Source organism: Syntrophorhabdaceae bacterium, from assembly GCA_036504895.1.
GTDB lineage: Bacteria > Desulfobacterota > Syntrophorhabdia > Syntrophorhabdales > Syntrophorhabdaceae > PNOM01.
In genome coordinates this window covers 101,190-119,672 of record DASXUJ010000062.1, presented here as the reverse complement: position 1 = coordinate 119,672, position 18,483 = coordinate 101,190, and the positions used below count along the sequence as shown (strand labels likewise).

At 53.9% G+C, this 18,483-nt stretch carries 22 protein-coding genes and 1 pseudogene; 18 read left to right on the top strand and 5 right to left on the bottom strand.

Annotated features, from left to right (window positions below; translation table 11 throughout):
* Positions 1-20: 20 nt before the first annotated feature.
* A complete protein-coding gene (gene nifS / locus VGJ94_08195) occupies positions 21-1,199 on the bottom strand; it encodes a cysteine desulfurase NifS (protein HEY3276586.1) in 1,179 nt (392 codons plus the stop codon).
* Positions 1,196-2,032, bottom strand: a complete 837-nt coding sequence (gene nifU, locus VGJ94_08190; GenBank protein HEY3276585.1) for a Fe-S cluster assembly protein NifU — start codon at positions 2,030-2,032, stop codon at positions 1,196-1,198. The genes nifS and nifU overlap by 4 nt, the downstream gene beginning before the upstream one ends.
* Before the next feature lie 296 nt (positions 2,033-2,328).
* On the opposite strand from nifU, the gene VGJ94_08185 reads away from it, so the two are divergent.
* Together VGJ94_08185 and VGJ94_08180 are read left to right on the top strand one after the other, a co-directional pair.
* Positions 2,329-3,129, top strand: coding sequence for an ATP-binding cassette domain-containing protein (locus VGJ94_08185; GenBank protein HEY3276584.1), 801 nt, complete (start codon positions 2,329-2,331; stop codon positions 3,127-3,129).
* Positions 3,126-3,872 (top strand): ABC transporter permease, encoded by a 747-nt coding sequence (locus VGJ94_08180; GenBank protein HEY3276583.1) that lies wholly within the window; start codon positions 3,126-3,128, stop codon positions 3,870-3,872. The genes VGJ94_08185 and VGJ94_08180 overlap by 4 nt, the downstream gene beginning before the upstream one ends.
* 107 nt (positions 3,873-3,979) lie before the next feature.
* On the opposite strand, the gene VGJ94_08175 is transcribed toward VGJ94_08180, so the two are convergent.
* Positions 3,980-4,165: a hypothetical protein gene (locus VGJ94_08175; protein HEY3276582.1), complete on the bottom strand. Its 186-nt coding sequence runs from the start codon at positions 4,163-4,165 to the stop codon at positions 3,980-3,982.
* A gap of 210 nt (positions 4,166-4,375) precedes the next feature.
* On the opposite strand from VGJ94_08175, the pseudogene VGJ94_08170 reads away from it, so the two are divergent.
* A pseudogene (locus tag VGJ94_08170) lies at positions 4,376-5,050 on the top strand (DNA alkylation repair protein).
* Between the two features lie 49 nt (positions 5,051-5,099).
* Here VGJ94_08170 and VGJ94_08165 read toward each other — a convergent pair.
* The gene (locus VGJ94_08165; GenBank protein ID HEY3276581.1) at positions 5,100-6,251 is read right to left on the bottom strand and encodes an aminotransferase class I/II-fold pyridoxal phosphate-dependent enzyme; all 1,152 of its coding nucleotides are present in this window, start codon (positions 6,249-6,251) and stop codon (positions 5,100-5,102) included.
* Between the two features lie 255 nt (positions 6,252-6,506).
* On the opposite strand from VGJ94_08165, the gene thiE reads away from it, so the two are divergent.
* From thiE to VGJ94_08140, 5 genes are all read left to right on the top strand, one after another.
* Positions 6,507-7,097: a thiamine phosphate synthase gene (thiE, locus tag VGJ94_08160; GenBank protein HEY3276580.1), complete on the top strand. Its 591-nt coding sequence runs from the start codon at positions 6,507-6,509 to the stop codon at positions 7,095-7,097.
* Positions 7,094-7,294, top strand: a complete 201-nt coding sequence (gene thiS, locus VGJ94_08155; GenBank protein HEY3276579.1) for a sulfur carrier protein ThiS — start codon at positions 7,094-7,096, stop codon at positions 7,292-7,294. Before thiE ends, thiS begins: the two co-directional genes overlap by 4 nt.
* A gap of 2 nt (positions 7,295-7,296) precedes the next feature.
* Complete coding sequence (locus VGJ94_08150; protein ID HEY3276578.1) at positions 7,297-8,073, top strand: thiazole synthase; 777 nt, start codon at positions 7,297-7,299, stop codon at positions 8,071-8,073.
* A complete protein-coding gene (thiH, locus tag VGJ94_08145; GenBank protein HEY3276577.1) occupies positions 8,063-9,118 on the top strand; it encodes a 2-iminoacetate synthase ThiH in 1,056 nt (351 codons plus the stop codon). Before VGJ94_08150 ends, thiH begins: the two co-directional genes overlap by 11 nt.
* Before the next feature lie 66 nt (positions 9,119-9,184).
* On the top strand, positions 9,185-9,538 hold the full coding sequence (locus VGJ94_08140; protein HEY3276576.1) for a hypothetical protein: 354 nt from the start codon (positions 9,185-9,187) through the stop codon (positions 9,536-9,538).
* 133 nt (positions 9,539-9,671) lie between these two features.
* Here the strand turns inward: VGJ94_08140 and VGJ94_08135 are convergent, their stop codons facing one another.
* On the bottom strand, positions 9,672-9,929 hold the full coding sequence (locus VGJ94_08135) for a hypothetical protein (GenBank protein HEY3276575.1): 258 nt from the start codon (positions 9,927-9,929) through the stop codon (positions 9,672-9,674).
* A gap of 403 nt (positions 9,930-10,332) precedes the next feature.
* On the opposite strand from VGJ94_08135, the gene VGJ94_08130 reads away from it, so the two are divergent.
* From VGJ94_08130 to VGJ94_08085, 10 genes are all read left to right on the top strand, one after another.
* Entirely contained in the window at positions 10,333-11,238 is a 906-nt protein-coding gene (locus VGJ94_08130; GenBank protein HEY3276574.1) for a ThiF family adenylyltransferase, read from the top strand.
* 93 nt (positions 11,239-11,331) lie between these two features.
* Positions 11,332-11,478, top strand: a complete 147-nt coding sequence (locus VGJ94_08125; GenBank protein HEY3276573.1) for a hypothetical protein — start codon at positions 11,332-11,334, stop codon at positions 11,476-11,478.
* A gap of 53 nt (positions 11,479-11,531) precedes the next feature.
* On the top strand, positions 11,532-11,888 hold the full coding sequence (locus VGJ94_08120; protein ID HEY3276572.1) for a hypothetical protein: 357 nt from the start codon (positions 11,532-11,534) through the stop codon (positions 11,886-11,888).
* Positions 11,889-12,110: 222 nt separating this feature from the next.
* Positions 12,111-13,106 carry a cysteine synthase A gene (gene cysK, locus VGJ94_08115; protein HEY3276571.1) on the top strand — a complete coding sequence of 332 codons (996 nt, stop codon included), beginning with the start codon at positions 12,111-12,113 and terminating at the stop codon, positions 13,104-13,106.
* A 20-nt stretch (positions 13,107-13,126) separates the two neighbouring features.
* Complete coding sequence (locus tag VGJ94_08110; protein ID HEY3276570.1) at positions 13,127-13,573, top strand: Rrf2 family transcriptional regulator; 447 nt, start codon at positions 13,127-13,129, stop codon at positions 13,571-13,573.
* Positions 13,574-13,585: 12 nt separating this feature from the next.
* A complete protein-coding gene (locus tag VGJ94_08105; GenBank protein ID HEY3276569.1) occupies positions 13,586-14,884 on the top strand; it encodes an O-acetylhomoserine aminocarboxypropyltransferase/cysteine synthase family protein in 1,299 nt (432 codons plus the stop codon).
* Between the two features lie 3 nt (positions 14,885-14,887).
* Entirely contained in the window at positions 14,888-16,009 is a 1,122-nt protein-coding gene (locus tag VGJ94_08100) for a homoserine O-acetyltransferase (GenBank protein HEY3276568.1), read from the top strand.
* Positions 16,006-16,584 (top strand): methionine biosynthesis protein MetW, encoded by a 579-nt coding sequence (gene metW, locus VGJ94_08095; protein ID HEY3276567.1) that lies wholly within the window; start codon positions 16,006-16,008, stop codon positions 16,582-16,584. The genes VGJ94_08100 and metW overlap by 4 nt, the downstream gene beginning before the upstream one ends.
* Positions 16,585-16,658: 74 nt before the next feature.
* Positions 16,659-17,660, top strand: coding sequence for a hypothetical protein (locus VGJ94_08090; protein ID HEY3276566.1), 1,002 nt, complete (start codon positions 16,659-16,661; stop codon positions 17,658-17,660).
* 348 nt (positions 17,661-18,008) lie between these two features.
* The gene (locus VGJ94_08085) at positions 18,009-18,461 is read left to right on the top strand and encodes a PLD nuclease N-terminal domain-containing protein (GenBank protein HEY3276565.1); all 453 of its coding nucleotides are present in this window, start codon (positions 18,009-18,011) and stop codon (positions 18,459-18,461) included.
* The last annotated feature ends 22 nt before the right edge of the window (positions 18,462-18,483 follow it).

The following is an 18,483-nucleotide window of genomic DNA, read 5'->3' as shown; positions in this document are numbered from 1 at the left end:
TGATTCTGTTTCTATATTTTTTATGCAGGCGCGCACACATTGCTTTCGGCCCAATAGGGCGACATGCCCCTCAGCCGCTCGACAATGGCCGGGAGTTTTTCGATTACGAGCATGATATCTTCTTCGCTGTTATAGGTGCTCAGGCTGAACCTGACCGATCCGTGGGCCATGGTATAGGGCACGCCCATTGCCCGCAGCACATGGGAAGGCTGGAGAGACCCCGAGGTGCAGGCGGAGCCGGAGGATGCACATATGCCGAACTGGTCCATGAGGAGAAGGATGCTCTCACCCTCGATAAATTCAAAGCTGATGTTGGTGGTGTTGGGAAGGCGCGGCGCCTTGCCTCCGTTCACCTTGAGATTGGGGATGCGGGAGATAAGCTCCTTTTCGAGTCTGTCGCGAAGGCTCCGGACCCTCGTGTTCTCGTCTTCCATCTTTTGCGCCGCAAGCTCGCATGCGGCCCCGAGACCTATGATGCTCGGGGTATTCTCGGTGCCTCCCCTCCTCCCCTTTTCCTGGTGACCCCCGATCATAAAAGGTGAGAAACGGGTTCCCCTGCGGATATAGAGTACTCCTATACCTTTAGGGGCATGGAGCTTATGGCCCGAAAAGGAGAGCAGGTGTATGGCGTTTTCCTTCATGTTTATAGGCATTTTACCGACTGCCTGGACTGCATCGGTATGAAAGATGATGCCTTTCTCCCGTGCCGCCTGTGCCGCCTTCTCAACCGGGAATATTACACCCGTCTCGTTATTTGCCCACATGATGCTGACCACGGCCGTGTCCGCAGTGAGGCTCCTCTCATATTGGTCCATGTCAAGATTGCCGTCCGTGTCCACATCGAGCTCGGTGACATTATATCCCTTCTCTCTCAGATGCTCGCACAGCACTTTCACAGCAGGATGCTCCACCCGGCTCGTCACCACGTGGCGTTTGTCCGGATTGACTGCAAGGGCGGAGAGAATCGCCGTATTGTCGCTCTCGGTGCCGCAGCTCGTGAAAACGATCTCATCGGGCTCCGCGCCGATGATGCCCGCCACTTTCAATCGGGCATCGCTCAGCTTCTTTGCCACCTGGCCGCCAAAGCTATGCATGGACGAAGGGTTGCCGTAGAGCTCGCTGAAATAGGGGGTCATCTCCGAAAGGACCTCGGGAGCAACCCGGGTAGTTGCATTGTTATCGAGATAGACTGTTTTCACTGCGACACCTCCTCAACGACCAGTTCGGGCGAGACCAGTTCGCGCAACTTGATCTCCACGAACCCCTTGAGCGTGAGCTGCGACGCCTGACAGACGGCGCATGCGCCCCGTGTCGCCACGAGCACCCGGTTTCCCACGATATCCACAAGCTCGATATCGCCGCCGTCATGTTTCAGCGACGGCCGGATCTCCTTGTCGATAGTCTCTTCAATGAGGCGGATCTTCTGTATGTTGGTGAGCCGGGGTTTTTCCGCAGGAGGGGCGTCAGGTTTCGGCTGGGCATAGATCTGATCGATGATGGCCTGTATCTTCTCATGACAGTTTCTGCACCCGCCGCCGGCTTTAGTATAATTAGTGATCTCCTCAACGGTGGTGAGATGGTTCTCTTTGATGGCTTTTTCGATTTCTTTATCGGTTACGCCGAAGCATTCGCACACTATCTGCCCTTCTTTTTTCGGGGAGGCGGTCCCGCGGTAGCTCTCGATTGCCTTTTCCAGCGCTTCCTGGCCCAGGACGGAACAATGCATCTTCTCCGCCGGAAGCCCGCCCAGAAAATCGGCGATATCCTGGTTGGTGATCTTCCCCGCCTCTTCTATGGTCATACCCTTTACCATCTCGGTAAGGGCCGACGCTGAAGCGATTGCGCTCGCGCAGCCGAAGGTCTTGAACTTGGCGTCCACGATTTTTTTATTCTCGTCTACTTTGAAAGTGAGCTTCAAGGCATCTCCGCAGGCGATGGAGCCTACTTCCGCCACGCCGTCAGGATTCTCTATCTCACCCACATTCTTCGGGTTCAGAAAATACTCCCGAACTTTATCAGTATATTCCCACATCGTGCACACTCCTTTCGAAGAAGATCTTTTACTTTAAAGAGCAAATCGTCTTGCCGTCAAGTCTGTTCGCGGCTTCTGAGCCGTTCGTAATAACCCGTGATCATATCTTTACCATAGGTTTGCTTCCCCCGCAATCCCTCTTTAACGATGCGCCCTTATGGCCTGCGATGGGAAACTTCTCAGGATATGCTTATATAATGTAGGGTTTAGGGACCTTTGATGTAAAGAGGTAAGGGAAGATAAATGATATCACAGCCCCGGCACATATGATAGAATAAAGGAGAATGGCACCACCCGTGAATGAGATAATCTCCGTAGAAGACCTGACAAAGACATTTAAGGATGTTGTCGCGGTCGATCACATATCTTTTGCAGTCAAGTCCGGAGAAATCTTTGCATTCCTGGGTCCCAATGGAGCAGGAAAATCGACTACCATCAAGATGCTGACAACCCTGTTGCACCCCACTACCGGCAGAATACGCATGAATGGTTTCGATCCCACCCTCTCGCCGCACAAAGTGCGGCAGACCTTCGGTATCGTGTTTCAGGACCCGAGCCTCGATGAGGAGTTGACCGCCTTCGAGAACATGGAGTATCACGGCATACTTTACAATATTCCCCGGGATGTGAGGCGTCAGAGAATAGGAGAGCTCCTTCGGATCGTGGAGTTGTGGGACCGGAGGGAAGACTTCGTCAAACATTTTTCCGGAGGCATGAAAAGGAGATTGGAGATCGCAAGGGGACTCCTCCACCACCCGGTCATCCTCTTTCTCGATGAGCCTACGCTAGGGCTCGATCCTCAAACGAGGAGCCTGATCTGGGATTATATAAAAGACCTTAACAGGTCCCGCGGGATTACCGTCTTTTTCACCACTCATTATATGGAGGAAGCGGAAAGGGTATCCCAAAGGATCGCAATTATCGACCATGGCAGAATTATCGTCCAGGGCAGTCCGGAGGAACTGATGGCAGAAACGCGGACTCCCAGTCTGGAAGACGCCTTTATTGCTCTCACGGGACGTGATATACGGGTTGAAGAGTCGAGCAGCCCCGAGCGGATGCGGGTGCGAAGGAGGTTTTTCAGCAAGCGGAGATGAAAGCTATTTACGTATTGTGGCTAAGACAACTGAAAAGATATTGGCGGTCAAAGGCAAGGATCGTAGGCTCTCTCGGACAGCCGCTCCTTTTTCTTCTCGCCCTCGGATACGGTTTCGGTCCTATCTACACGAAGGCAGGGGGAGGGAACTATATAGAATTTCTCGCCCCCGGCATTATCGCCATGAGCATCCTCTTCAGCGCGACCTTTGCAGGTATGGAGGTCTTATGGGACAGACAGTTCGGATTCCTGAAGGAGATACTCGTGGCGCCGGTGTCCAGGATGAGGATCATGATCGGTCGTACTCTCGGCGGGGCAACGGTGGCCATATTCCAGGGCATGCTTGTCTTCTTACTCGCCCTCATATTCGGGTTTCGGCCGGTGGACCCCTCCATGGTACCCCTGGCCCTCGTATTTATGGCGCTCATTGCCGTAACCTTTACCGCCTTCGGTACGGCCGTCGCCTGCGTGATCGAAGATATGCAGGGATTTCAGCTCATTATGAACTTCCTGGTCATGCCTACTTTTTTTCTGTCCGGGGCCCTTTTCCCCATGCAGAGCCTGCCCCGGCCCGTAGTCATCGTCTCCTCTCTCAATCCGCTCGCTTACGGCGTGGACGCCTTGAGGGGCATTTTGACTCACGGTTCGCAGTTCGGTCTGATGACGGATCTGGGGATATTGGTTCTGACTGCAGCGGCGATAATGGCGTTCGGGAGTTACCTCTTTTCGAGGATACAGGTATGAACTACAAAAAACCTCGCCTCTTTATCAGAGGCGAGGGATAGCAACAATGCCTGTCGTGATAAGCCGCGCGTCCCGGACTAATCCCCGGGAAGCGATGAGAATGGACATTACGCGGGTTTTTCCACTTTCTTCTTGCACCTTACGCAAAACCAGGGATACTGATCGTGAATCACGTCCTCTGCCGGGAACTCAGTGGCTTCCGCCCTCTCCTCATCGGTCGCACACGCAGAGCACACGATCTCCTTGTTCTTAAGCTGCAGTCCCCTGATTTCCTTCTCCTGAAGCGTTCCCATTATGTTACCTCCTTCATCAATGTTAGTGGCATCTTCTATATATAGTGGTGATGAAAAGGCCGGTCGTCAAGGGTGGGGCCTCCCTCTTTTTTGAGACTCGTTGAGAGAGTTCAAAACTGAAAAATTGATCGTTGATTTTGGCGAAGACGGGTCCGATTGAGGACGTCCAAAAGTCTCCTTTTGTGGTAGAATGAATGGAGGGGAGGAAGCATGTCGTACGATCAGATCATACGGGAATTACATGTCAGGGCCAATGCGGTAAACGTCGCGGCGATGGCGAGGTTCGGCATCAATCCCGACAATACGTTAGGAGTTTCCGTAAGAGAGCTTAGGGGAATGGCAAAGGGACTGGGCCGTAACCATGACCTGGCGCTAAGGCTCTGGGAATAGGCCATCCATGAGGCGCGGATCGTCGCCGCCCTCATCGACATGGCGGGGCGGACGGAGGAGCAGATGGAAAATTGGGCAGCCGATTTCGACTCGTGGGACATATGTGATCTTACCTGTAACAACCTCTTCAGGGCCACTCCCTTTGCATATACAAAGGCGCATGCATGGAGTCGGGAAGAGGGAGAGTTCGTGAAGAGGGCGGGTTTTGTGCTCATGGCGACCCTCTCCGTTCATGACAAGAAAGCGGGCGATGACCCATTCCTCGGGTTTCTCTCTCTAATAGAGAGCCAGGCCACCGACGAACGTAATTACGTGAAAAAATCAATAAATTGGGCCTTGAGACAGATCGGAAAGAGGAACGGAAGGCTCAATCAAGCCGCCGTCGAGACAGCCCTGCGCATCCGCGGTCTCGGACCGGGTTCCGCCCGCTGGATTGCTTCCGACGCGTTGAGGGAGTTCCGGCACCCCAAGATTTTAGCAAAAATAAGATCCTAGACCAACAGAAGGAAGATCTTTTCCCCCTTCAACCCCGACCTTTTTGCTCTTATTTTGCAGGGCTCAGGCCTTTCATAGCCTGCTCCAGATCGTCACAAAGATCGAGGGGATCTTCGAGACCTACCGAGAACCGGACCAACCCGTCCGAGATGCCCCTTCTGCCCCTCTCTTCGGGTGACATGGAAGAATGGGACATGGTTGCGGGGTAGGAAAGTATACTTTCCACACCGCCGAGGCTTACCGCCATCAGGGGCAGCTTTACCCGCCTCAGCACGTGCTTCGCAGCCTTGCCGTCCGCTAATTCGAAAGATACCACGGCCCCCCCGCCCGTAGCCTGCCGCAAGTGGATCTCTCTGCCGGGATGGGAGGGCAGGGTGGGATAATAGACGTGCTTCACGGCGGGATGTCCGGAGAGCCAGTTTGCCATCATCTCCGCACTTTTTTGCTGTGCCTCCATTCTTGCCGAAAGGGTTTTGATACCCCGGAGGAGAAGCCATGAATCCTGAGGCCCGAGAACCGATCCGAAATAAGTCTGAATCTCTCCCAGTCGGGTGCCCCATTTTTTATCACCGGTGACCGCGAGACCTGCTATCACATCGCTGTGTCCTCCCACGAATTTCGTTGCACTGTGGAGCACGATATCGAACCCCAATTCGATCGGTCTTTGAAAATAGGGACTCATGAAGGTATTGTCTATGATGGTAAGAAGCCCCCTCCTGCGGGCTATCTCCACGACCGCAGGGAGGTTCGTGATCTTAAGAGTAGGATTGGAGGGGGTTTCCGCAAAGATCGCCTTGGAATTCGATGTCAGTGCCTTCTCGATACGGTCGGGAAATGTCATATCGACGAAGGTGTGGTCGAGTCCCCAGCGCGTGAAAAGGGTGGTGAGTATTTTATAAGTCCCGCCATAGACGTCCTCCGCCACCACCACGTGATCCCCCGGCTTCAGAAGAAGAAAGGTCGAGGATATGGCGGCCATGCCGGACGAGAAGGCATATCCCCTGGACCCGCTCTCCAGGAGCGCGATCGTATGTTCGAGCGCTTCCCGGGTCGGATTCGAGCCCCGGGCGTATACATAGTTGCCGAATTTTTCCGGATCGTCCTGTGCGAATGTAGAAGACTGATAAATGGGGATGCTCGATGCCCCCGTGTGAGGGTCCCTGTCTCTTCCTGTATGTAAAATCCTGGTTCGGTACTTCATTCACGCTCCTTAAATTGCCTTAAGAACAGTCCGATACATGGAAGGACTGTTCTTTATCGTGCCCGCTTTTATTGTGGGCTTATCCGGCAGACACTATTAATATACCCTTAAGGGATGTCCCATTTCCAGAGTTCCTTGACTCCCGCGCACGATGGTGGACTCGTTTCGTCCGTCCCCTGTGTCAATGGCGACCTTTATTTCTCTGCTTTTTTGCGCTATAAATTAATGCACACGACTGCATGGGAGGCTTGCGCAATGAAGAAAGAACCCTTTACGAGAGACTTGTATATTGTTTCCGATTCTGTCGGGGTGCTGATCAAGGCAGTGGAGGACGGCGCATCAATCATACAGCTCCGCGACAAGAAGAGTGATGAGGATGAGATAATCCGGAAGGCCCATGAAATTCTGGCGTATAAGAAGGTCAAGCCCTTTCTTTTCATTCTTAATGATAATCCTGAGCTGGCGAAGAAAACCGGGGCGGACGGGGTCCACATAGGACAGGACATGTCAACCAGGGAGGCTCGGACGATCGCGGGCCCGGAGATGATCGTGGGGAAGACCACCCATTCTCTGGAACAGGCGATGCTGGCCGTGCGGGAAGGGGCGGACTACGTGTCCGTAGGGCCCGTTTTTGCCACACCAACCAAGCCGGGACGGCCGGCAGTGGGGCTTCCGTACGTGAGAGAGGCGGCCGCGCACCTTGACATACCTTTTGTCGCAATCGGAGGTATAGACCTTACCAATATTGACGAGGTGCTGGAAGCAGGGGCAAAGACCGTCGGGGTGGTACGGGCCTATGGCGAAGCCGGGGAGCTACTCAAACGGATCAGAGGCGGGGAGAAGTGAAAATAGAGGTTAACGGCAGGGAAAGGGACGTACCGGAAGGGGCGAGCCTCCACGATTTTATCCTTGGAACAGGGGTAAAGCCTGAGGGGGTTATCGCCGAGTTGAACCGGAGAGTAATGGGGCGGGATTTATGGAAAGAGACGCTTCTCTCTTCCGGTGATTCCCTTGAACTCGTATCCCTGGTGGGAGGCGGATAGCGATGGAAGACGTGCTGAAAATTGGCGGGAAATATCTCAAGAGCAGGTTTATTCTCGGAACGGGAAAATTTGCGAGCAAAGAAATAATGCGGGAGACTATAGAACGATCGGGGACGCAGGTGGTGACGGTGGCACTCAGGCGTATCGACCTCGAACAGTCGGAAGAGAATATCATCTCCTTTGTGCCGGAGGATGTAACGCTCCTCGTGAATACCTCGGGTGCGCGAAATGCCGAGGAAGCAATACGGATCGCCCGTATTGCACGTGAGGCCGGGTACGGAGATTGGGTGAAGATCGAAGTTATCAACGACAGCCGTTATCTTCTGCCTGACAATTCGGAGACGATAAAGGCAACGGAGGTCCTCGCTTCGGAGGGATTTGTGGTGCTTCCTTACATGCATCCCGATCTCTATGCGGCCAGAGCGCTGGTGAAGGCGGGAGCAGCGGCGGTTATGCCTTTGGGCTCCCTTATCGGCTCGAATCAGGGGGTGAAGATGCGTACCCTGATAGAAGTGCTCATCGATGAAATCACTGAAGTGCCCATCATCGTCGATGCAGGCATAGGACGTCCGTCTCATGCGGCGGAAGCCATGGAAATGGGCGCCCATGGAGTGCTCGTCAATACTGCGGTTGCCGTGGCAGGGGACCCTGTTGCCATGGCCGTTGCCTTTGCAAAAGGGATAGAAGCGGGAAGAATGGCTTATCTCGCGGGACCGGGACGGGAGTGCGCCCATGCGAGCCCTTCCTCTCCCTTGACGGGGTTTCTTTATGACACATAACAGATTTGCCCATTTTGACCCGCTCCGCTTGAAGATAAATGATTTGAAGCTCATCTTCGGGAATGAAGACAGGGGTCTTCTCGAGGAACTTGCCGGGGCCGCCCGGGCAGTCACGCGTCAGTATTTCGGCCGGGTGATAAGCCTCTATGCGCCCCTTTATATCTCCAACTATTGCCGGAACCGGTGTGTCTACTGTGGATTTCAGGCGGCCCGCACCCGCGTGGTCAGGAGTAAGCTCACCCTTTCCGAGATAGAGAGGGAGTGCGAGGCCCTGGCCTCCACGGGAATACGCAGCTGTCTCATGCTTACCGGCGAATCCCGTTTTCATTCCCCACCGTCATACATCAAGGAGGCGGTCGTCATTGCGGGGAGATATTTCCCGAACGTGTCACTTGAAGTATATGCCCTCGAAACCGAAGAATATGCCTCCCTTTTTCACGCGGGCGCCGACGGAGTGACCATGTTCCAGGAAACCTATGACCGGGAGAGGTACGACGAGCTTCATCTCGCGGGTCCGAAAAAGGATTACGATTACCGCTATCTCGCTCCCGGAAGAATGGCGGAGGCCGGGTTCAGACATTTAGGTATGGGCCCCCTCCTTGGCCTCACGGAGTGGCACGAGGAAGTACCGAGGTTTTTCGCCCATGTACACTCTCTGGAAAAGGATTACCCGGGCGTGGAATATACCCTCTCTTTCCCCCGTATACGACCCGTGCCTGCGGATAAAGGCCGATATTTCGAAGTGAACGACCGAGATATGGTTAAAATAGTGTCCGTGGGGAGGCTTCTTTTTCCGAGGGCAGGCATAAACCTTTCCACGAGGGAAAGCCCCTCTTTCAGAGATCGCATCATCGAATTCGGCGTTACCAAGATGTCCGCGGGCTCTCTTACCAGTGTCGGGGGATATGCCGACAGGGAAAAAGCGCAGGGGGACGGGCAGTTCGAGGTCCACGACCCCCGGAGCCTCGTGGAAATCAAAGAGATGCTCATCAAGAAAGGCTATGACCCGGTAGTAACCGACTGGCGGAACATCGCACAGGCTTAAAAGTTCCGGACCTGCCCGTATACCGCGGATAAGCCGATGCGGGGAGGGTAAAAGAAGGAGGACGAGGTGGCCAAATATCTCTTGTACGTATTGCGGTGGACCGTGCTGGCGGTGCCGGGCGCACTTTTTTTCAACAAAGTGAGGGAGATTTTCGGGATCGAGGATGTGTACCTGGCGATGGTGGTGAGCCAGGCACTCATGGGGGCCATGGTCTACTTCATCGACCGGCTCATATTCTCGTCCGGGGTGCTGCCCGTGCCGTGGGAGGTAAAGCCCCGTGCCGTCTGTACCGAGTGCGGACGCGTCGGAAAATGCTACAGGATTGCAGGCTCCAAATGCTGTGAGGCCGAGGGCGTCAAGGATGGAACTTGTTTCCGTTGTGAGGAATGCGCGATAAAGAGAATGAAGACGGATATGTAACTCATTCGGGCAAGACCCTGCTGCTCGGCGGGTTTGCATCCACGGTCCCGTCAGCGAGTCCTTCCAAGCTTTCCAAATCCTTAATTTACGGCCCCCTATGGCTACCGGAAAGCCTGTCGGTTCTTACCTCATCCTAGGATTCGAATACCATCTTCTGGACCTGAAGCCCCTTTATCTGCCTGAGCGCCGATTCTACCTGCGCATAAGAAGCCTCGGCGCCGTATAATTCCAGTAGAATAAGTCCGGCGGGAGAGCAAAGGTTTTCATTCACTTCATGAAGACCGATCCTCGATTTGATATTGCAGCCATACTCGGTAAGGACTCTTTGGACCTCGGGAACATTTTCCACCCTGTTGGTGACCAGCAGACCAAGCACACATCTTTGCGCCATAGGACTCCTCCTCATTGAATAATTCGTCACCCCGAGGGCGACTTTGCATTAGAACTTTCGTCTTATTCTATCACAGGATGCCTCCATTTTATGAAATTTGTTCCGATGGAATAAATTATTTCAGGCTCCGCCCGCTCGACACTCTGGATTCAAATTAAACCATAGTACTGTGATAGTGTTAGTTGACACTAATATGAAGAATTGGTATATACATAGGCGGTGTGCGCGCAAATGGACGGGAGGTTCGGGAAGATCTTCCTCATAAATTGCGGCGCGAAGGAACGATTTCTTTTGGTGGTTCGGCCGTTTACATCGCTTTAAGTCACATACGATGAGCAAATTCATACGGAAAAGACCTGGTATCTACCGACAGCGTCAATTCCGGCATAATAGGATGAGAGACATGGAAAAACCGGTAGTTCCCCCGGAACAGGAAATCACGGTCGAGGATGCAAGGGAGTTGCTTGCCCGCGATAGCAGGACAATACCGATCGATATACGGGGCAGCAGGGAAATTTACCTCGGCTACATCAGGGGGGCTCGCTTTATTGCCCCCGGTCTCATCGAAGGGGAATGGAATAAACTTTCTCCGGACCCCTCAACGCCGATCATAGTCTATTGCGCGGTAGGCGACCGATCGATCTCCGTCGCCGCAAAACTGAGAGAAATGGGTTTTGCCAATGCCCGCTCTCTGGCGGGAGGTTACGATGCGTGGTTGAGCAGGGGGGGTGAGATCATATCGGATGGCAGGCTTACGGTCCACCAGTTGAACCGCTATAGCAGGAATATGCTCCTCAAAGAGATCGGTGAAGAGGGGCAGCTTAAACTTTTGAATGCCAAAGTCCTTGTAGTGGGCGCGGGGGGTCTTGCATCTTCCGCTCTGCCCTACCTTGCCGCAGCGGGCGTAGGCACATTGGGCATCGTCGATTTCGACCGGGTAGACCTCTCGAACCTCAACCGCCAGGTAATCCATGGAACGGGCGACATAGGGAGGCTCAAGGTCGACTCGGCCGTGGATTTCATAGAAGAGATTAACCCGGATGTAAAGGTGATCCCCTACAGGGGCCGCCTGACCCGGGAGAATGCCTCTGAAATTATTGAAGCCTTCGACATCGTCATGGATGCTACCGACAACCTCGATACGAAGTTCCTCCTCAATGACGCATGTTATTTTGCTGGAAAACCCTATGTATTCGGCGGGGCGGTAGGCTTCGACGGCCAGGCAGGCGTATTCTGGCCGAAGAAAGGAGGCCCCTGCCTGAGGTGCCTTTTTCCCACCCCACCTCCGCGCCACCTCACACCTACCTGAAGTGAGGCAGGCGTCCTGGGCGTTGTCCCGGGACAGGTTGGCCTGGTTCAGGCTACCGAGGTTTTAAAGCTGATTCTCGGGATCGGCACACCCATGATAGGTAAATTTTTTGTCATGAATGCCCTGAGGCTCTCCGTCAGCCTTATGGAGACGGGAATAAATGCCCAGTGCCCCCTGTGCGGTGAGACCCCTGTCATCAAAGGACTCATGAAGGGCGACGTTCCCGAGGCCCTTTTATAACTGAGAAAACGCGCTTCTACGAGCTGCGAATAAATGATTTTGGAGGAATAGGAATGGCAGAAATCAGGGATAGTTTTTTTGGCGCCAATGCGGCGGATGAGGGAGACGACCTCAAAATGGCATCCGCCGTGGTGTTTGGTGAAAGCTCGAATGGCGCGGTTATCGATGCGAAGGAGCTGACCATACGATTACGGGTATTCGATGGTGAGACGAAAGAGAAAAAGATCGTCAATATTGAAGAAGCGCAGGCGTGGGACTGGAAGGACCCGAATATCTGGCGGGTAGTCAATGGGTGGCAGATCCACAGCTATGAGGCGTTGGTTTCGCTTCTCCACAGGAACCAGGAGAAGGGCGTCGAGGAGATAGAAATGCTGGAGGCGCCTCGATTCAGTATGCTCTCCGGGGGATGATCAATAGCGGCTCCAAAGGAAGGAAATCGGAATAAGGACACATTCAGGGGGTCGTCAAGACCCCTTTTTCATTCCTCGTGGTACCCGATTCCGTTGATTTTGTTATAATTAATCTTGACAGACTTTCTCACTTAAAGTATACTTGATCTAGGTACATAGTAGACTTTAAAAAAGATAAAGAAAATATATATTACATATAGTACCACAAAAAGGAGGAGTGATATGGGAAGGATTTTCGACGATAATTCTTATTCCATAGGCAACTCGCCTCTCATCCGCCTCAACAAGATAGTTGACGGCGCGAAGGCGACGGTTCTCGGCAAGGTGGAAGGCAGGAACCCGGCATATTCCGTGAAGTGCAGGATCGGGGCGGCCATGGTGTGGGACGCGGAGAAGAGAGGGGTACTTAAACCCGGTATGACGATCATCGAACCTACATCGGGCAATACGGGAATTGCTCTCGCGTATGTGGCGGCAGCCCGCGGATACGGGATCGTCCTTACCATGCCGGAAACGATGAGCATCGAGCGCAGGAAGATTCTCAAGGCCTTCGGGGCGAACCTGATCCTCACCGATGCGGCAAAAGGCATGAAAGGGGCAATAGAAAAGGCGACGGAAGTGGCGGCGAGCGATCCGTCCCGCTATTTTATGCCTCAGCAATTCGAGAACCCTGCAAATCCCGCCATCCATGAGACGACTACCGCGGTGGAAATATGGAACGACACCGACGGCGCCATGGATATCCTTGTATCGGGCGTGGGCACGGGCGGCACCATTACGGGGGTAAGCCGCTATTTCAAAAAAACCAAAGGGAAGAAGATCATATCCGTGGCTGTTGAGCCTACCCACTCGCCGGTCCTCACCCAAACGAAGAATGGAGAGCCCTTGAAGCCGGGTCCCCACAAGATCCAGGGTATCGGCGCAGGCTTCGTGCCTAAGGTACTCGACCTCGAGCTCGTGGACAGGATCGAACAGGTGACGAACGATGAGGCGATGGAGATGTCGCGCCGCCTTGCGCGCGAGGAAGGCATTCTCTCCGGTATTTCCTGTGGCGCAGCCGCCGCAGTTGCGGTCCGGATCGCCAGGGAACCAGGCAGTGCGGGGAAAACAATAGTCGTCATCCTGCCGGATGCGGGGGAGCGCTATCTTTCCACCCCACTCTTTGAGGGCATGTTTTCCGGCGTTGAGAGTGCAACCGCATCAAGCGGTCTGATATAACGGTTTGAGGTGTGGGGATTATGAAGATTTCAACGAAAGGCAGATACGGCCTCAGGGCGCTTATCGATCTCGCGATACACGGCAAGAGCGGGCTGCCCGTCTTCCTGTCGGAGATTGCAAAAAGACAGGAGATCTCGGATAAGTACCTTGAGCAGATCGCGACCCAGCTTCAGCGGGGAGGCTTGGTGCGAACCATACGGGGAAGAAAAGGCGGCTACCTTCTCAACAAGCCTGAGGGTCAGATCAGGCTCTCGGAAATTATCACGGTTTTGGAAGGACCTTTTAGCCTGGTAGACTGCGTGAAAGATCCCGGGACGTGCGCGAAGTCGGGGGCCTGCTCCACGAGAGACATCTGGGGAGAGTTGAGCAGTAAAATCGAAGAGGTGCTCGCAAGCTATACGCTCGAGGATATCGTTGCCATGGAAAACGCCAAGGGCGGGGCTGAATGCGGCATGTATTACATATAAGGGGAGGCCTAAATGGCTAATTGGAGACCCGATACGATCGCCTTGCACGTGGGCCAGGAGCAGCCCGATCCCGCGACGGGGGCAAGGGCTGTGCCCATATACCAGACATCGTCATATGTATTCGACAGCAGCGAACATGCAGCGAACCTTTTTGCCCTGAAGGAGTTCGGAAATATCTATACCCGTATCATGAACCCCACGACCGATGTCTTCGAGCGGCGGATGGCCGCCCTGGAAGGCGGGACAGGCGCCCTTGCCGTTGCTTCGGGCCAGGCGGCGGAAACCTTGGCGCTGCTCAATATCACGAGGGTCGGCGACGAGATCGTAGCAGGAAACAACCTCTACGGCGGGACGTACCAGCTCCTCCATTATACCTTCGAGAAATTGGGCCGCCATGTGGTATTCGTCGATTCCGCCGACCCGGAGGAATTCAGAAAGGCGATTACCCCCAGGACGAGGGCCCTCTATGCGGAAACCGTGGGGAACCCCAAGCTCGACGTGCCCGATTTCGTGAGACTCGCTCAAATAGCCCATGAGGCAGGGATTCCTCTGGTGGTAGACAACACGGTAGGAGTGGGCCTCGTAAAGCCGATAGATTACGGTGCAGACGTAGTGGTCATATCAGCCACCAAGTTCGTAGGCGGACACGGCACCTCCATAGGGGGAGTCATTGTGGATTCGGGCAACTTCGACTGGGGGAGCGGCAAATTCCCCGATTATACCGAACCCGATCCCAGCTACCACGGACTCGTCTTCCGGGAGGCTTTCGGCAATGTGCCGGGTATGGGCAACGTGGCATTTATCTTAAGGGCGCGTGTCATATGGCTCCGGGACATTGGTCCGGCCTTGAGCCCGTTTAATGCCTTTCTTTTCCTCCAGGGATTGGAAACCCTTCCGTTACGCATACGCAGGCACTCGGAAAATGCCCTCGAAGTGGCGCGTTTCCTTAAGGACCATCCACGGGTCAACTGGGTGAATTATCCCGGGCTGCCGGAACACAGAAGTCATGAGCTCGCAAAGAAGTATCTGAAAGGCGGGTTCGGCGCCATCATCGGTTTCGGTATAAAGGGAGGGTTGGAGGCAGGCAAGAAATTCATAAACGGGGTAAAACTTCTTTCCCACCTCGCAAATATCGGCGATGCCAAGAGTCTCGTGATCCACCCTGCCTCGACCACTCACCAGCAGTTGACGCGGGAAGAGCAGGAGGCCACCGGGGTGACGGAGGATTTTATAAGGCTTTCCATCGGTCTGGAGGATGTGGCGGATATCAAGGAAGATATCGATCAGGCCCTCGCGCAGGCTGAGGGGTGATTCGTGACGACCCGTGACGGGAGCATAGGGCTTGTGGAGCCGGAGCACTTTACCTTTGCCGAGCTTAAGCTCGAGAGTGGAGAGGTGCTCGGTCCCGTCACCCTCGAGTATGAGACCTATGGGGCGCTCAATGAGGACAGATCGAATGCGGTCCTCATTACCCACGCGCTGACCGGCGATGCCCACGCCGCGGGATTTCACAAAGGCGACAAAAACCCCGGCTGGTGGGACAATATGATCGGTCCCGGGAAGGCCTTTGACACAAACCGGTATTTTGTGGTCTGTTCCAACGTGATCGGAGGTTGCCGGGGCTCGACAGGCCCGTCATCGCCGAATCCCAAGACAGGAAGGCCCTATGGGCTTGAATTCCCCATTGTCACCATTGGGGATATGGTAAACGCCCAGGTCCGTCTGACGGAGCACCTCGGGATAAAGAGGCTCCTGTCCGTGGCGGGCGGCTCCATGGGAGGCATGCAGGTCCTCCAATGGGCCGTCGCCCACCCCGATAAAATACGATCCGCCATACCCATCGCCACTACCGCGGTCCATTCGCCTCAGCAGATTGCATTCAACGAAGTGGGCAGGCAGGCGATCATGGCGGACCCCCATTGGAACGGAGGGGAATATTACGGCCGCCGGCTTCCGGTAAAGGGCTTGAGTGTGGCCAGAATGGTGGGGCACATCACCTACATGAGTGATGAGTCGATGAACGAAAAATTCGGGAGGAGGTTCAGGGAAGAAAAGCAGCCCCTCAAGTTCGGGGCAGATTTCGAGGTGGAAGGGTACCTTCATTACAGGGGAGATAACTTCATCAAACGCTTTGACCCGAATTCCTATCTTTATGTCACGAAAGCCATAGATTATTTCGACCTTTCGAACGGCCAGGGCCTCCACAACTTGCTGAAAGGCATAAACGCCCGATTTCTCATCATCGCCTTCAAATCCGACTGGCTTTATCCTTCCTATCAGTCCCAGGAGATCGCACGGGCATGCAAGAAGGCCGGGGTAGAGGCGATCTATTGCGAGCTCAATTCCACCTACGGCCATGACGCGTTCCTCGTCGAGGTATCGGAGCAGAGCCATCTCATCACCCATTTTCTCGCCAGGGCAGGGCAGCAGGTATGAGCCCCGACCATGAGGCGATCCTTCAGATTGTGGAGGAAGGATCTTCAGTCCTCGATCTCGGGTGTGGAAACGGCGACCTCCTCTTCCTGCTTGTAAAAGGAAAAAAGATAAAAGCCCAGGGAATAGAAATTGACGATAAGGCGATATTTGCCTGCGTGGCCCGCGGTCTCAGCGTATTTCAGGATGATATCGATACCGGGCTCCCCGAATATTCGGATAAATCATTCGATTATGTGATTCTCAATCAATCCATCCAGCAGGTCAGGAAACCGGCCACCGTGCTCGAAGAGGCGCTTCGGGTGGGGAGGAAAGTGATTGTGGGGATCCCCAACTTTGCGTATATTAAATCGAGAATGCAGATCTTTTTCGATGGCAGAGTGCCCGTCACCCCGTCCCTTCCCTATGAATGGTACGATACACCCAATCTGCACTTCCTGAGCCTCACCGACTTCACCGATTTTTGCAGGAAGAGGGCCATCAGAATCGAAAGGGCAATTTATCTGGGGAAGAAGGGGAGGGTAAGCCTTTTTCCCAATCTCTTTGCCCAGACCGGGATTTTCGTGCTTTCGGAATAGAAGGGAATCAGCAGCGGTCTTATGGAATAGGAGAAATAACTTAAGTTTATCCCTGTTATGGCGATAACCCCATTATGAGGGTGAGCCAATCTTCCATAACATTTTCTTCGGACCATCGCCTCTCCAAGGTTTACGAAAAGACGGAGGACCTTCATTTCTGGGATAACCGGAGCGCGCTCGCGGAGAACGGGGATGAAGCAATACTTTCACCCACAGGCCTGGAGCTTTCGAGATCCTCTTCAAAGAAGAAGGTCAGCGATGCAGACCCTTATATCGAGCCGAGATATTACGTTCTTGCCCGGCTCATCGCAAATCTTACGGGAAAGGATATCAAGATCCTGGTTCCCGGTAAAGACGGAAAAGGTCGCGGCCCGTCAGGGGCTGAAGCCCAGACGGATCAGGCAAATGCAAGGGAAGGGTGGGGTCTCGCCTATTCCTCGATAGAGACATATACCGAAGAGGAACAGACGGCCTTCAGCGCAAAAGGCACGATCACGGCGGATGGAAAAGAGTATGCCTTCTCCGTTTCTCTCCTTATGGAACGGTCCTATAGTATCTCGGAGAGCATTGACCTGCGCGCGGGGGACGCACTCAAAGACCCCCTGGTGGTCAACCTCGGCCTGGGTCCGGTGGATCTGTCGGGTAAGAGAATCAAATTCGATATCGATATGGATGGTAGCGATGAAGAGATGCCGGTACCCGGCGGCGCGAGCGGTTTTCTGGTAATCGATAAGAACGGAAACGGCATCGTGGATGACGGATCGGAGCTGTTCGGCCCTTCGAGCGGTGACGGATATGGAGAGCTTGCAGCGTATGATGAGGATAAAAACGGCTGGATCGACGAAGGAGATTCAGCGTTCGCCAGGCTCAGTGTCTGGAGGAGCGACGGTGAAAGCGAATCCCTGCAGAGGCTCTCTGAGCTGAATATCGGCGCCCTTTATACGGGAAGCGCTTCTACTCCTTTTGAAATAAAAGACGATGGAAACGAAACCGAGGCAAAGATTCAGAAGACCGGTATCTATCTCAGGGAAGATGGTACGGTCGGTACCACACAGAAGATAGACCTGGCACTCTGACGCCCGCCCTTTTTCTTTTGCAATCCCTTCTCTGTCCGACCGGACAGAGTCTGTGTAAATCGTTCTTATCTTGAATCCACTCCCGTGAAATGATACGGCCCCCGGTGCTTTGACTATGTTCGGGGGGTTTGATATACTCGTAACTGCCGATGCAAATCAGGGGTTTTTCGTGACGACCTTTATGCCATATTTGGGTTTCAAAGCAGCCGGGACCTGATCGGAGGGGTATTGACGACCCATCGCAGCGCGCGAGCTTTCGTCGTTTGCAGAAATAACAGACGCCGAAGAGGGGACCTAAGAATTGTCTTGACTGAGCGTTCCCTTTAGGTTCATATAGGTGCACAGATAATGGAAACCCAAAACCTGCCCCCTTCACTCATCATATTTGTCTTTTTTTCACTCGTTCTTTCCATATGGGCCATCGTCGATATCTTCAGAAGCGCCTTCACGAAGTTAAGCAAGATACTATGGCTGATCGTGGTTGTTTTTGCGCCCTTCGGGGTATTCATTTATCTGTTCCTGGGCAGGAGGTTAAAGCCCCTTCCTCAGAATCCCGCCCCTGATGACGTACCACCGGATACTCCTCGCAGGAAAGGCGTCCTTCCTTCACCGGCAAGACAGCCGGTCCGTTGGCCAGCGCCCCTGACACTCATGGCACTGGGGGTATTTTGCGTGCTTTTATATCTTAAAATGGTTACTTATCTGGGTCAGGAAAAAACCGCACTCTTCCTTATCGGCGCCATGGTCGTGATAGCCGCCATCCTTGTCTTTTTTTATATAAATCAGGCGAGAAAGAAATGATAGGGACCCATATCAGGGTGAA